The following is a 13,743-nucleotide window of genomic DNA, read 5'->3' on the forward strand; positions in this document are numbered from 1 at the left end:
GTTAGAACTCCAGTAAAATCACTACAGGCAGGATGAAAAGCATAGCAGCCACCAACTCTCAACCCTTTTCATGAAGGTTGTTTTTCAGCCCAAAGAATCATTACGCTCACGCTCGTAGCTGGGATAAGCTCGCCCATGTGATGCCTTTTTGTGATCCTTTTAACTCCCACCGCATGCCGTGTAGACACTGTAGGGAGTTGGAGGATCAAATCCTGCGACTGCATCGAATCGTGAGTGTTCAATTGCGGTCTGAGCGACCTCAATGTCGCAGCTCGCTGTTGCTGACATGTCATCCCGGCTTATGAGATGACGCAAAGCCACTTATGCCGACGATTCCTTATGACGCCTGGTCGTCGGTCGATTGGCGGGGCTCAGCGGTCTTCTCTTTGAAGCACTGCTTCACGTTCTTCAACTCAGGTCCCGCCAGCTCGCTTTCCTTCGTTTCACCGGGCCGACATCCATCGGCACGCTTATTGCATGATCGGGAAACTGCCCCACTTGATCGCGACCTCGCTCGCGACCGAACCTGCCCTCTCCTGACACGGTCCATCGTTCATGCCCCACCCGCCCCTGGTCAGCGTGGTCATGCCGGCCTACAAGCTCCGCTACTTCGAGCAGGCGCTCGACAGCGTGCTGGCCCAGACCTATCCGGCGCTGGAACTGGTCATCTGCGACGACAACCCCGACGGCACGATCGCCGTGGTGGTGGAGCGAAAGCGTGGCTTGGCGCGGTTCCCGATCCGCTACGAACGCAACCCCAGCCGCCTGGGCGAACTCGGCAGCACCGCGCGCGCCATCGCCCTGGCCCAGGGCGAGTACGTGAAGTTCCTGCACGACGACGACGTGCTGGCGCCGGACTGCGTCGCCGCGCTGGTCACGGCGATGCAGAGTGCACCGGACGTCCTGCTGGCGTCCTCGCGCCGCCAGCGCATCGACAGCCACGGCGCGCCGCTGGAGGACATCCCGGCCACCGCCTTCCCGTTCGCCGACGACGTGCTGCTGGACGGGCCGGAGTTGCTGTCGTTCCTGGCCGACCACACCATCAACTTCGTCGGCGAGCCCAGCTGCGTGCTGTGCCGGCGCAGCGACCTGCTGGAGATCGGCGACGAGCTGATGACGCTGGCCGGCAAGGTCATCAACTGGGTCGGCGATCTGGCGCTGTACGCCAAGCTGCTGCACCGCGGCCATCTGGCACTGCTGGCGAAGCCCTTGACCCGGTTCCGGGTATCGGAAGAGCAATACAGCCAGGCAGGCCGCGACCAGCCCGGCATCGGCGACCAGGGCCATGCCAACTTCCGCCAGGGCGTGCGCGCGATGGGCTGGTACCGCGGCGATGGCGACGTCCGCCAGGTCACGGTGACGCCGCTGGGCGGCGGCCCCGGCACGCCGGTGGACCTGCTGCAGGCGATCCAGGACGCCTACGCGCGGGTCTGCGTACAGGCGACGCTGCACGACTGGCAGGCGCGGCGGACGGTGACGCCGGCGCAACGCGACCTTCTCGACGCGCGCCTGGACGCCCTCGGCGGCGCGCCGCGGCTCGCCGTGCTGGTCGACGCACGCGGCGCCGACCGTGCCGCGCTGGACGCCACGCTGGACAGCCTGCTGCTGGAGGGCACGCCGTTCGCGCAGGTGCAGGCGCTGGTGCTGGGCGACGCCTCCCTCCCCGCGTGGCCCGACCCGCGGGTCCGGATCCTGCCACCGCTGCCGGCCGCGGCCGATGCGGCGGCGCTGTCCGCCGCACTGGATGCCTCGCCGGGCAGCGACTGGTGCCTGCGCGTGGTCGCGGGCACCCGGTTCTACGCCGGCGGCCTGCTGCGGCTGCTGCTGGAACTGGCACAGCAGCCGCAGTGCAACGCACTGTATGCGGACGAATGGCTGGCCGTGGACGCGGACACCCTGGCGCCGCTGCTGCGGCCCGACCCGGACCTCGACCTGCTGCTGGGCAATCCGCTGGCCACCGCCGGGCACTGGGTGTTCCGCCGCGCCGCGGTGCAGGCGCTGGGCGGCTTCGATCAGGCCTACGACGGCGCCAGCGAACTGGACCTGATCCTGCGCCTGTTCCTGCGCGACGGCGGCGACGGCATCGCACACCTGCCCGAGCCATTGCTGGTCGCCACGCCGGCCAGCGCCGAGGCCGACGGCCCGGCGCGCCAGCGCGCGATCGCCGCGCACCTGCAGGCCCGCGGCTATCCGCAGGCCACGGTCGAGCCGTTGCCGGGCGGCCTGTTCCGCATCGACTACGGCCACCCCGCGCAACCGCCGGTCTCGATCGTGCTGCTGGCACAGGACAATCTGCCGGCGTTGCAGCGCGCGGTGGTCAGCCTGCTCGAACAGACCGCCTACCCCGCCTACGAACTGCTGCTGGTGGACAACGCCAGCCACGCCCCGGAGATCACCGCGTGGATGCAGGCCGTGGCCGAGCTGGGCAACGGCCGCATCCGCGTGTTCGCGCTGGAACAGCGGGTCTGCCAGGCCGAGGCGCACAACCTCGCCGCCACCCAGGCGCAAGGCGAGTACCTCTTGTTCCTGGACGCCGACAGCGCCGCGGTGCAGGACGGCTGGCTGCACGCGCTGATGAACCACGCGCAGCGGCCCGAAGTCGGCATCGTCGGCGCCAAGGGCGTGTCCGCCGACGGCCGCATCACCCATGCCGGCCTGCTGCCGGGCCTGCTGGCCGGCGCCGGCCACGCCTTCGCCGGCGAGGCGATGGCGCAGCCGGGCTACATGGGCCGGCTGCAGGTGGCACACCGCTATAGCGCAGTGTCGACGCATTGCCTGCTGGTGCGGCGGGCGCTGTTCGAACACCTGTCCGGCTTCGACGCGGCCGGCTTCGCCGCCGGCGGCGCCGACGTGGACCTGTGCCTGCGCGCCGCGGCGACGGGCGCCTGGACCGTGTGGACGCCGCAGGCGCTGCTGCTGCAACCAGCCTCGGCCACGCGCAGCGAGGTGGCCGACGAGGCGCTGCTGCAGCGCTGGCTGCCGGCGCTGGCGCAGGATCCGGCGTATTCGCCCAGCCTGGGCCTGGACCAGCCCGGCGGTTTCCAGTTGACCGAGTCCGAATTCTCCTGGCAGCCGCTGGCCTGGAAACCGCTGCCGCGGGTGCTGGCCCATCCCGGCGACACCTTCGGCAGCGGCCAGTACCGGGTGATCCAGCCATTCCAGGCGCTGGCCGCGGCCGCGCAGATCGACGGCCTGTACTACGCGCGCCTGCTCGATCCGGTGGAGTTGCAGCGCATCGGCGCCGACGTGGTGGTGCTGCAGCGCCGGGTCGGCGATGCGGAACTGGCGCGGATGGAGCGCATGCGCCGGTTCGGCCCTGCCTTCATGGTCTACGAGCTGGACGACTACCTGCCGAACCTGCCGCTGAAGAGCGCGCATCGCGAGCACATGCCCAAGGACGTGCTGCGCTCGCTGCGGCGCGCCGCCACGCTGGTGGACCGGGTCACCGTCTCCACGCCGGACCTGGCCGAGGCGCTGGCCGGCCTGCACGGCGACATCCGCGTGGTACGCAACCGGCTGGAGCCGCAGCTGTGGGGCGCGCTGGCGCCGCCGGCGGCATCCGCCTCGGCCAAGCCGCGGGTCGGCTGGGCCGGCGGGCTCAGCCACACCGGCGACCTGGAACTGATCGCCGACGTGGTGCAGGCGCTGGCCGGCGAGGTGCACTGGGTGTTCATGGGCCTGTGCCCTGAGCGGCTGCGCCGGCATGTGCACGAGGTGCACGCGGGCGTGGACTTCGCCCGCTATCCGCAGGCGCTGGCCGCACTGGGCCTGGACCTGGCGCTGGCGCCGCTGGAAGACAACCTGTTCAACCGCTGCAAGAGCAACCTGCGCCTGCTCGAGTACGGCGCCTGCGGCTATCCGGTGGTGGCCAGCGACCTGCCGCCCTACCGCGACGGCGGGTTGCCGGTCAGCCTGGTCAAGAACCGCTTTCGCGACTGGGTCAATGCGATCCGCGCGCACCTGGCCGATGCCGACGCGCGGGCCGCGGCCGGCACTGCCCTGCGCGCGACGGTGCAGCGCGACTGGTTGCTGCAGGGCGCCAATCTGCAGGAGTGGCGGGCGGCCTGGCTGCCGGACTGAGTCGGTCCCCTCGCCGGCCTTGAGGTCGCCGCGCGGCGCCCGCGTCCGACCGTGACGCGGCGCACGGCGTCAACCTGCCGACACCTTGTCGGCGCGCGGTCCGTGCCGGCCGTGCCGCCGGCGCCAGGAACCCGTCACCGGGTGCCGGCCTTCCCCGCGCACGCCTGTCCGGAGGCTGCGCAACACGTGAGTGCCGTTTCGGCACACCGCTTGCATTGCATACGGGCAAGCCGTCTCCCGGCAGGGACTTCACCGTATGAGCGACTCCATCAGCTCCATTCTTTCGCAGATCCGCAGCTACCAGGGCCAGGTCGGCCAGGCGGCGCAGACGCGGGTGGGCGATGTCGGCCGCAGCAATGCGATCGAAGGCCTGGGCGGCAGCCAGGGCGTGCAGGGCCCGAGCTTCACCGAGACCCTGCGCAACGCGATCGGCGGCGTGAACGAGGCCCAGCAGAAGTCCGGCGACCTCGCCAAGGCCTTCGAACTGGGCGACCCCAGCGCCGACCTGGCCAAGGTGATGCTGGCCGCGCAACAGTCCCAGGTGGCGTTTCGCGCTACCGTGGAAGTCCGCAACCGACTCGTCCAGGCGTACCAGGACGTGATGAACATGCCGCTGTAAGGGTAGAAGACGATGGCGCTTGCGATCAGCAAAGACACATTCAACAGCGAGAAGGCCGGGGCCTGGTTCGACCGCCTGCAGAGCCTGCAGCTCACCCGGCGCATCGGCCTGATGGCGATGATCGCGGTGGCCGTGGCCGCCGGCCTGTTCGTGTTCTTCTGGTCGCAGAAGCCGGCCTACACTCCCCTGTACACCGGCCTGGACGAGAAGGGCACGGCCGAGGCCACCGACCTGCTGCGCACCGCGCAGATCCCGTTCAAGCTCGACCAGGCCACCGGCGCGATCACCGTGCCGGAGGACAAGCTGTACGACGCGCGCCTGAAGCTGGCCGGCGCCGGCCTGACCGACAATGGCAACATGGGCTTCGAGGTGATGGAGAAGGATCCCGGCTTCGGGGTCAGCCAGTTCGTGGAGAACGCGCGCTACCAGCACGCCCTGGAAACCGAACTGGCGCGCACCATCGCCAGCCTGCGCCCGGTGCGCGAGGCGCGGGTGCACCTGGCCATCCCCAAGCCGAGCGCGTTCACCCGCCAGCGCGAGGCCGCCAGCGCCTCGGTGGTGCTGGAACTGCGCGGCGGCACCACCCTGGAACGCAACCAGGTCGATGCGATCGTCAACATGGTCGCCTCCAGCATCCCCGACCTGGCGCCGGACCGCGTCACCGTGGTCGACCAGAGCGGGCGCATGCTGACCATCGCCGACCCCAACAGCGATGCCGCGCTCAACGCCGCCCAGTTCGACCAGGTGCGCCGCCAGGAAAGCGCCTACAACCAGCGCATCCGCGAACTGCTGGAGCCGATGACCGGCCCGGGCCGGGTCAACCCGGAAGTGAACGTGGACATGGACTTCTCGGTGGTCGAGGAAGCGCGCGAACTGTACAACGGCGACCCGCCGAAACTGCGCAGCGAGCAGGTCAGCGACAGCAGCACCAGCACCAGCGGTCCGCAGGGCGCGCCCGGCGCGACCAGCAACTCGCCGGGCAGCGCGCCGGGCCAGCCGGGCGCCACCGGCGCCCCGCCCGCCGCGGGCACCGCCGGCACCCAGCAGGCCGCCGCCGCGACCCCGACCGAAAGCTCCAAGAGCGCCACCCGCAACTACGAGCTGGACCGCACCCTGCAGCACACCCGGCAGCCGGCCGGGCGGATCAAGCGCGTCTCGGTGGCGGTGCTGGTGGACCACGTGATGCGGCCGGGCGCCAAGGGCAAGATGACCGAGCAGGCGCTCAGCGCCGCCGAGCTGACCCGCATCGAAGGCCTGGTCAAGCAGGCGGTGGGCTTCAACGCCGAGCGCGGCGACACCGTCTCGGTGATGAACGCCCCGTTCGTCCGCCAGGCCCCGGAAGCGGCCGACAAGCCCGGTTGGTGGGAAGATCCGCGTGTGATGAACGTCGCGCGCCTGGTGCTGGGTGCGGCGGTGGTGCTGGCGCTGCTGTTCGGCGTGCTGCGCCCGGCGCTGCGCCAGATCGCCGGTCCCGCGCCGGCCGCGTCGGTGGGCCACGACCGCGACGGCAACGAGCCGCGCGACGCCAAGCTGTCGATGCTCGACGACGACAACCCGCTGCTGCCGTCGCTGGGCGAGGACACCGCCAGCCTCAGCGGCGGCGCTGGCGGCAACCCCGCCATCGCCCTGCCCGACGCCTACGAGGAACGGTTGCGTCAGGCCCGCGAAGCGGTCAAACAGGATTCCAAGCGCGTGGCGCAGGTCGTGAAGGGATGGGTCGCCAGTGAAGCCTGATGCGAACGCAATGAATGGCACCCAGCGCGCCGCCGTGCTGCTGCTGTCGCTCGGCGAGGCCGACGCGGCCGAGGTGCTCAAGCACATGGACCCCAAGGAGGTGCAGAAGATCGGCATCGCCATGGCGACGCTGAGCGGCATCTCGCGCGACCAGGTCGAGAAGGTCATGGAGGAGTTCAACGCCGAGCTGGGCAGCAAGACCTCGCTGGGCGTGGGCGCCGACGACTACATCCGCAACGTGCTGGTGCAGGCGCTGGGCGCCGACAAGGCCGGCAGCCTGATCGACCGCATCCTGCTGGGCCGCAACACCACCGGCCTGGACACCCTGAAGTGGATGGACCCGCGCTCCATCGCCGACCTGGTGCGCAACGAGCATCCGCAGATCATCGCCATCGTGATGGCGCACCTGGACAGCGACCAGGCCGCCGAGGCGCTGAAGCTGCTGCCCGAGCGCACCCGCGCCGACGTGCTGATGCGCATCGCCACCCTCGACGGCATCCCGCCGCACGCGCTCAACGAGCTCAACGAGATCATGGAGCGGCAGTTCTCCGGCAACCAGAACCTGAAGTCGTCCAACGTGGGCGGGGTCAAGGTCGCGGCCAACATCCTCAACTTCCTGGACAGCGGCTCGGACCAGGGCGTGCTGTCGGCGATCAGCAAGATCGACGCCGACCTGGGCAGCCGCATCCAGGACCTGATGTTCGTGTTCGACAACCTGGTGGAGCTGGACGACCGCGGCCTGCAGACCATGCTGCGCGAAGTCAGCGGCGACCGTCTCGGCCTGGCCCTGCGCGGCGCCGACATCAAGGTGCGCGACAAGATCACCAAGAACATGTCCCAGCGCGCCGCCGAGATCCTGCTGGAAGACATGGAAGCGCGCGGCCCGGTGCGCCTGTCCGATGTGGAAGCCGCGCAGAAGGAGATCCTGGCGATCGTGCGGCGCCTGGCCGACGAAGGCGTGATCAGCCTGGGCGGTAGCGGTGCGGAGGCCATGGTATGAACGGCAACGTGGTGCGCTGGCTGGCGCCGGAACTCGATGCCCCGTCCGCGCTGGCGGCGCTGCCCTACGAAGACGCGCTGCCGGACGAGCCGGTGCTGCGTCCGCCGAGCCTGGAGGAGATCCAGGCGATCGAGGCCGCGGCCCAGCACGAAGGCTTCGAACGCGGCCACGCCGAGGGCCTGGCCCAGGGCCAGGCCGAGATCCGCCGCCTCACCGCGCAGATCGAAGGCATCCTGGACAACTTCTCGCGGCCGCTGGCGCGGCTGGAGAACGAGGTGGTCGGCGCGCTCGGCGAGCTGGCCGTGCGCATCGCCGGCAGCCTGGTCGGCCGCGCCTACCAGGCCGACCCGGTGCTGCTGTCGGAACTGGTCGCCGAGGCGCTGGACGCGGTCGGCGGCGCGCGCCGCGACGTCGAGGTGCGCCTGCACCCGGACGACATCGCCGCGCTGACCCCGCTGCTGACGCTGATGGATCAGGGCATCCGGCTGGTGCCGGACCTGAGCCTGAGCCGCGGCGACCTGCGCGTGCACGCCGAATCGGTGCGCATCGACGGCACCCTGGAGGCGCGCCTGCGCGCGGCCCTGGAAACGGTGATGCGCAAGTCCGGAGCGGGCCTGTGAGCGCGCTGTCCGGCACCCACCCCGCCGACTGGCTGGATGCGCGCAACCTGCGCCTGGCCGGCCGCCTCGGCAAGCTCGATCTGGACGTGGCCGCCGGCCGCGGCCTGATCCGCGAAGGCATCCTGCGCCGCGCGGTCGGCCTGACCCTGGAAGCGGTCGGTTGCGAGGCGCCGATGGGCGCCACCTGCAAGGTCGAGGTCGACGGCGGCTGGGTCGACGCGGAAGTGGTCGGCTTCTCCGGCGACCGCACCTCGCTGATGCCCAGCGCCGAAACCCACGGCCTGCTGCCCAACGCGCGGGTGGTGCCGCTGCACCGCCGCGGCGGCGTCGAAGTGGGCGAAGGCCTGCTCGGCCGGGTGATCGACTCGGACGGCGTGCCGCTGGACGGCAAGGGCCCGATCCGCGCCGAAGGCTCGGTGGGCATGGCCGGCGTGTCGATCAACCCGCTGGCGCGCGAACCGATCACCACCCCGCTGGACGTGGGCGTGCGCGCGATCAACGCGCTGCTGCCGATCGGCCGCGGCCAGCGCGTGGGCCTGTTCGCCGGCTCCGGTGTCGGCAAGTCCACCCTGCTGGGCATGATGACCCGCTACACCGCCGCCGACGTGATCGTGGTCGGGCTGATCGGCGAACGCGGCCGCGAAGTGCGCGATTTCGTCGAGACCACCCTGGGCGAGGAAGGCCTGCGCCGCGCCGTGGTGGTCGCCGCCCCGGCCGACCGCCCGCCGCTGGCGCGCCTGCACGGCGCATACCGCGCCACTGCCATCGCCGAGTGGTTCCGCGACCAGGGCCTGAACGTGCTGCTGCTGATGGACTCGCTGACCCGCTTCGCCCAGGCCCAGCGCGAGATCGGCCTGTCGGTGGGCGAGCCGCCGACGACCCGCGGTTATCCGCCGTCGGTGTTCGCCAAGCTGCCGGCGCTGGTCGAACGCGCCGGCAACGGCGCCAAGGGCCGCGGCTCGATCACCGCCTTCTACACCGTGCTCACCGAAGGCGACGATCCGCAGGACCCGATCGCCGATGCCGCGCGCGCCATCCTCGACGGCCACATCCTGCTGTCGCGGCGCGTCGCCGACAGCGGCCTGTACCCGGCCATCGACGTCGAGTCCTCGGTCAGCCGCGTGGTCCAGGACATCGCCGACGAGCCGTGGCGGATGCGCATCCGCTCGCTGAAGCGGCTGGTGGCCGCGTACTCGGCCAACCGCGACCTGATCACCATCGGCGCCTACCAGCGCGGCAACGATCCGGCCGTGGACGAAGCGCTGGAGCGCTGGCCGGAGATCATGGAATTCCTCGGACAGGACGTCGCCAAAGCCGCAGATCTGCCCCACAGCCAGGCCGCCCTCAAGCGCCTGGTCGACCGCGAGAACTAAGCCATGATGCAATCGCAACGTCTCGATCCCCTGCTCCGCCGCGCCCAGCAGCACGAAGACGAGGTCGCGCGCGATCTCGCCGAGCGCCAGCGCGCCCTGGCCACCCACGAGTCGCGGCTGGAGGAACTGCGCCGCTACGCCGAGGAGTACGCCAACAGCCAGATGGCGGCGACCAGCCTGGCGCAACTGGCCAACCGCCGCGCCTTCCTGGACCGGCTGGAGAGCGCGGTGCAGCAGCAGTGCCAGACCGTGGACCGCAACCGCGAAAAGGTGGAGATGGAGCGCAGCCGGCTGCTGCTGGCCAGCCGCGACAAGCAGGTGCTGGAACAGCTCGCGGCCAGCTACCGCGCGCAGGAACGCAAGGTCGACGACCGCCGCAGCCAGCGCGAGATGGACGACCTGGGCGCGCGCCGCGCGCGCCTGGCGGCCACCGCCGACGAACACGATGACGGAGACGGACGATGAACAACGCGCTTTCCGCGCTGGGCGGCAGTGGCCGCGCCAGCCAGATCGGCGGCGGCAACGACACGCAGGGCACCGACCGCGCCGGCGGCAAGGACAAGGACTTCGCCAAGCTGCTCGGCGGCGGCGGCTCGGCGCGTACCACCGCGCCCAAGCCCGCCGCCCGCGAGACGCCCAAGCCGGCGCAGAACGCCGGCAAGGACCAAGCGGACAAGCGTCCGGCCGCCGCGGACGACACCGCCAGCGACCCCGCGCGCACCGCGCAGGCCGGCGACAAGGTCGCCCAGGACGCCGAGAAGAGCAGCACCGAGACCAAGGCCTCGGGCAGCGACAAGGGCAAGGCCAAGACCGAAGACAAGCACGAGGACGCCAAGCCCGACGACAGCGCCTGGCCGCCGGCCGGGCTGGCCGGCATCGGCCTGGGCCTGCTGCCGGCGATCGGCGCGGCGGTGCTGCCGGCGGCCACCGCGACCCCGCTGGGTGCGGCGGCGGGGCTGGCGGTCGGCGTCGCCGGCGCCGTGGCCAACGGCGTGGGCGCCCTGCTCGGCGGCGACGCCGCGGCCCAGACCGCGGCCGGCGCCACCGATCCGACTGCCGCCACCGCCGGCACTGGCGCGACGGCCGGCACCGCCCCGGCCTCCGCGGCCGGCGGCTTCGGCGCGATGCTGTTGGCGCAGGCCGGGTCCGCCGACAAGGCCGGCGGCGCCGACACCGCGGCGCCGTTGGCGGCGCTGGCCGCCATCGCCGCCGCGGCCGGCGGCAAGAGTGGCGAGAGCGGCGACGCCGCGCCCGCCACCGACCCCAGCGCGATCGTGCCGACCGCGGCGGCGGCCCCGCTGCACGCCACGGCGCGGCTGGCCGATCCGCAGCCGTTCACCGGCTCGCCCACGCCGACCCCGAACCTGCACGGCAACCAGTTCGACGAGGAACTGGGCGCGCGCATCAGCTGGCTGGCCGACCAGAAGATCGGCCACGCCCACATCAAGCTCAATCCGGCCGAGCTCGGCCCGGTCGAAGTGCGCCTGCACATGACCGGCGACCAGGTCAACGCCAGCTTCAGCAGCAACCAGGCCGACGTGCGCCAGGCCCTCGAGAACAGCCTGCCGCGCCTGCGCGACATGCTCGGCCAGCACGGCTTCCAGCTCGGCCAGGCCGACGTCGGCCAGCAGCAGCCGCAGCAACAGCAGGCCAATGCGCAGGGCACGCCGCAGGGCGGCGGCCGCAGCGTCGGCGAGCTCGCCGACGACCTGTCCGGCAGCGTCGGGATTCCGGCAGTGGTGTTGCGCCAACGCGGTCTGCTCGACGCCTACGCCTGACGATCCGGGGCGCGCCACCGCCCCTTCACGGCGATCGAGGGAGTGGAACGGGTCTCGGCCTCGACGTTCGTCGGAAGGATACGGCGGGGTTGAGGCCCCTCCGCTAGGCCCGATCCCCTCTCCCACAACGGTCTCGGCCCGCGCCGGCATGGCGCGCGGCGGCGCCGTCAAACACCCGGCGCGCCAGGCGCCCGGTTTCGGCACGGCGATTGCATCCTCAGGGGCAGACCCCCTTCAGGAGCCCGCTCAGTGTCAGCCGCCGACAAATCCAAGAAAGACACCAAGGACGCCCCGGAAGGCGGCAAGTCGAAGAAGAAGCTGCTGATCATCGTCGTCGCGGCGGTGCTGGTGCTGGGCGGCGGCGGTGCCGGCGCGTTCTTCTTCCTGAAGAAGCCCGAGGGCGGCCACGCCAAGGCCGAGGAAAAGACCGCCGAGATCCCCAAGCCGGCGCAGTACTTCGCGATGGACCCGGCGTTCGTGGTCAATCTCAACGGCGGCGCGGAAGACGGCCCGCATTACCTGCAGCTGGAAGTGCAGCTGATGACCCGCGACCCGGAAGAACTGAAGCTGATCACCGAGAACGCCCCGGCGATCCGTGCGCACCTGCTGATGCTGTTCTCGCAGGTGCAGGCGCAGGACATCGCCAACATCGATGGGCGCAAGAAGCTGCAGGCCGCGGCGCTGGCCGACGCGCAGAAGCTGATGACCGCCGAGACCGGCAAGAAGTGCGTGGAAGAACTCCTGTTCACCAGCTTCGTCACCCAGTAAAGGCGCTGCCGCGATGACCGACCTGCTCTCCCAAGACGAGATCGATGCCCTGCTGCACGGCGTCGACGCGGGCGTGGTGGACACCGAGCCGGCGCCGGCCGAGCCGGGCGAGGCGCGCAACTACGACTTCTCCAGCCAGGACCGGATCATCCGTGGGCGCATGCCGACCCTGGAGATGGTCAACGAGCGCTTCGCGCGCCTGTGGCGGATCGGCCTGTTCAACCTGATCCGGCGCTCGGCCGACCTGTCGGTGCGCGGCATCGACCTGATCAAGTTCAACGACTACATGCACTCGCTGTACGTGCCGAGCAACCTGAACCTGATCAAGTTCAAGCCGCTGCGCGGCACCGGCCTGATCGTGTTCGAGCCGACCCTGGTGTTCACCGTGGTCGACAACTTCTTCGGCGGCGACGGCCGTTACCCCACCCGCATCGAGGGCCGCGAGTTCACCCCCACCGAGATGCGGGTGATCCAGCTGATGCTCAAGCAGACCTTCGCCGACCTGGCCGAAGCCTGGGCGCCGGTGATGGAAGTGGAGTTCGAGTACCTCAATTCCGAGGTCAACCCGCACTTCGCCAACATCGTCACCCCGCGCGAGTACGTGGTGGTCAGCCGCTTCCACGTGGAGCTGGAAGGCGGCGGCGGCGAGATCCACGTGACCCTGCCGTACTCGATGCTGGAGCCGATCCGCGAACTGCTCGACGCCGGCATCCAGAGCGACCGCGTGGACCGCGACGAGAGCTGGAACATCATGCTGCGCGAGCAGCTGTTCGGCTCGGAGGTCACCATTTCCAGCGTGCTGGCGCAGAAGCAGATGAGCCTGCGCGAGCTGACCCGGCTGAAGATCGGCGACGTGCTGCCGATCGACCTGCCCAAGCAGGTGCCGCTGTGCGTGGAGAACATCCCGGTGTTCACCGGCGAGTTCGGCATCTCGCACGGCCAGAACGCGGTGAAGATCACCGCCACCCATCCCCCCGGCGCGCTGCGCCGCCGCCCCGCTCCCCAGGAAGACCTGCCATGACCCAGACCGATCCCACCCAGCCGGCGCCGGCCCAGTTCGACAGCCTGCAGCCGGACGCCATGGCCGAGTCCAACGACCTGAACCTGGACGTGATCCTGGACGTGCCGGTGACGCTGTCGCTGGAAGTCGGCCGCAGCCGCATTCCGATCCGCAACCTGCTGCAGCTCAATCAGGGTTCGGTGGTGGAACTGGAGCGCGGCGCCGGCGAACCGCTGGACGTCTACGTCAACGGCACCCTGATCGCGCACGGCGAGGTGGTGACCATCAACGACCGCTTCGGCGTGCGCCTGACCGACGTGGTCAGCCCCAGCGAGCGCATCCGGAGACTGCGGTGAGCCTGCTGCTCGCCGTCGCCACGCAGACCGCCAAGCACGGCTCGGGCGTCGGCAACGCGGCACCGTCGGCGCCCAGCCTGCTCGGCGCGGTGTTCGCGCTGCTGCTGGTGCTGGGCCTGATCCTGGCCATGGCCTGGGTGCTCAAGCGCCTGCCCGGCAGCGGCTTCCGCCCGGCGCAAGGCCTGCGCGTGGTCGCCAGCCTGGCGGTCGGCGCCAAGGAGCGGGTGGTGGTGGTCGAGGTCAACGGCGAACAGCTGCTGCTCGGCGTCTCGCCCGGCGGGGTACGCACCTTGCATCAGCTGCCCGAGCCGCTGCCGCAGGCGCCCGCGCCGACCCTGACCTCGATCAAGCCGTTCAAGCAGCTTCCCGATTTCGCCCAGCTTCTGGCGCAGAAGCTGCGCAAGGACAAATGACC

12 protein-coding genes are annotated in these 13,743 nt (G+C 70.8%); all 12 read left to right on the forward strand.

Going from position 1 to position 13,743, the window contains the following annotated elements:
* Positions 1–555: 555 nt before the first annotated feature.
* The 12 genes from SLW56_RS10345 (at position 556) to fliO (ending at position 13,741) form a co-directional block, all read left to right on the forward strand.
* The gene (locus SLW56_RS10345) at positions 556–4,080 is read left to right on the forward strand and encodes a glycosyltransferase (RefSeq protein ID WP_320694795.1); all 3,525 of its coding nucleotides are present in this window, start codon (positions 556–558) and stop codon (positions 4,078–4,080) included.
* A gap of 256 nt (positions 4,081–4,336) precedes the next feature.
* Entirely contained in the window at positions 4,337–4,699 is a 363-nt protein-coding gene (fliE, locus tag SLW56_RS10350) for a flagellar hook-basal body complex protein FliE (protein ID WP_010341655.1), read from the forward strand.
* A gap of 12 nt (positions 4,700–4,711) precedes the next feature.
* Entirely contained in the window at positions 4,712–6,433 is a 1,722-nt protein-coding gene (gene fliF / locus SLW56_RS10355; protein ID WP_043091960.1) for a flagellar basal-body MS-ring/collar protein FliF, read from the forward strand.
* Between the two features lie 10 nt (positions 6,434–6,443).
* Positions 6,444–7,433 (forward strand): flagellar motor switch protein FliG, encoded by a 990-nt coding sequence (gene fliG, locus SLW56_RS10360; RefSeq protein WP_017912588.1) that lies wholly within the window; start codon positions 6,444–6,446, stop codon positions 7,431–7,433.
* Positions 7,430–8,053 (forward strand): FliH/SctL family protein, encoded by a 624-nt coding sequence (locus SLW56_RS10365; protein WP_017908680.1) that lies wholly within the window; start codon positions 7,430–7,432, stop codon positions 8,051–8,053. Before fliG ends, SLW56_RS10365 begins: the two co-directional genes overlap by 4 nt.
* On the forward strand, positions 8,050–9,426 hold the full coding sequence (gene fliI, locus SLW56_RS10370; RefSeq protein ID WP_017908679.1) for a flagellar protein export ATPase FliI: 1,377 nt from the start codon (positions 8,050–8,052) through the stop codon (positions 9,424–9,426). The genes SLW56_RS10365 and fliI overlap by 4 nt, the downstream gene beginning before the upstream one ends.
* A gap of 3 nt (positions 9,427–9,429) precedes the next feature.
* The gene (gene fliJ / locus SLW56_RS10375; RefSeq protein WP_010341649.1) at positions 9,430–9,891 is read left to right on the forward strand and encodes a flagellar export protein FliJ; all 462 of its coding nucleotides are present in this window, start codon (positions 9,430–9,432) and stop codon (positions 9,889–9,891) included.
* On the forward strand, positions 9,888–11,204 hold the full coding sequence (locus tag SLW56_RS10380) for a flagellar hook-length control protein FliK (protein ID WP_320694796.1): 1,317 nt from the start codon (positions 9,888–9,890) through the stop codon (positions 11,202–11,204). The genes fliJ and SLW56_RS10380 overlap by 4 nt, the downstream gene beginning before the upstream one ends.
* Before the next feature lie 249 nt (positions 11,205–11,453).
* Entirely contained in the window at positions 11,454–11,972 is a 519-nt protein-coding gene (locus SLW56_RS10385) for a flagellar basal body-associated FliL family protein (protein ID WP_267085834.1), read from the forward strand.
* Positions 11,973–11,985: 13 nt separating this feature from the next.
* The gene (gene fliM / locus SLW56_RS10390; protein ID WP_017911180.1) at positions 11,986–12,993 is read left to right on the forward strand and encodes a flagellar motor switch protein FliM; all 1,008 of its coding nucleotides are present in this window, start codon (positions 11,986–11,988) and stop codon (positions 12,991–12,993) included.
* A 59-nt stretch (positions 12,994–13,052) separates the two neighbouring features.
* Positions 13,053–13,328, forward strand: a complete 276-nt coding sequence (gene fliN, locus SLW56_RS10395) for a flagellar motor switch protein FliN (RefSeq protein WP_223875781.1) — start codon at positions 13,053–13,055, stop codon at positions 13,326–13,328.
* Positions 13,325–13,741 carry a flagellar biosynthetic protein FliO gene (gene fliO / locus SLW56_RS10400; RefSeq protein ID WP_295936442.1) on the forward strand — a complete coding sequence of 139 codons (417 nt, stop codon included), beginning with the start codon at positions 13,325–13,327 and terminating at the stop codon, positions 13,739–13,741. The genes fliN and fliO overlap by 4 nt, the downstream gene beginning before the upstream one ends.
* Positions 13,742–13,743: the final 2 nt, after the last annotated feature.

It is taken from the genome of Xanthomonas sp. LF07-6 (assembly GCF_034105445.1).
In the GTDB taxonomy this organism is placed as follows: Bacteria; Pseudomonadota; Gammaproteobacteria; order Xanthomonadales; family Xanthomonadaceae; genus Xanthomonas_A; species Xanthomonas_A sontii.

Excerpts from the sequence above, each read along its gene's own strand:
- SLW56_RS10345 (WP_320694795.1), top strand. The coding sequence starts at position 556 with ATGCCCCACCCGCCCCTGGTCAGCGTGGTCATGCCGGCCTACAAGCTC.
- fliE (WP_010341655.1), top strand. The coding sequence starts at position 4,337 with ATGAGCGACTCCATCAGCTCCATTCTTTCGCAGATCCGCAGCTACCAG.
- fliF (WP_043091960.1), top strand. The coding sequence starts at position 4,712 with ATGGCGCTTGCGATCAGCAAAGACACATTCAACAGCGAGAAGGCCGGG.
- fliG (WP_017912588.1), top strand. The coding sequence starts at position 6,444 with ATGAATGGCACCCAGCGCGCCGCCGTGCTGCTGCTGTCGCTCGGCGAG.
- SLW56_RS10365 (WP_017908680.1), top strand. The coding sequence starts at position 7,430 with ATGAACGGCAACGTGGTGCGCTGGCTGGCGCCGGAACTCGATGCCCCG.
- fliJ (WP_010341649.1), top strand. The coding sequence starts at position 9,430 with ATGATGCAATCGCAACGTCTCGATCCCCTGCTCCGCCGCGCCCAGCAG.
- SLW56_RS10380 (WP_320694796.1), top strand. The coding sequence starts at position 9,888 with ATGAACAACGCGCTTTCCGCGCTGGGCGGCAGTGGCCGCGCCAGCCAG.
- fliM (WP_017911180.1), top strand. The coding sequence starts at position 11,986 with ATGACCGACCTGCTCTCCCAAGACGAGATCGATGCCCTGCTGCACGGC.
- fliN (WP_223875781.1), top strand. The coding sequence starts at position 13,053 with ATGGCCGAGTCCAACGACCTGAACCTGGACGTGATCCTGGACGTGCCG.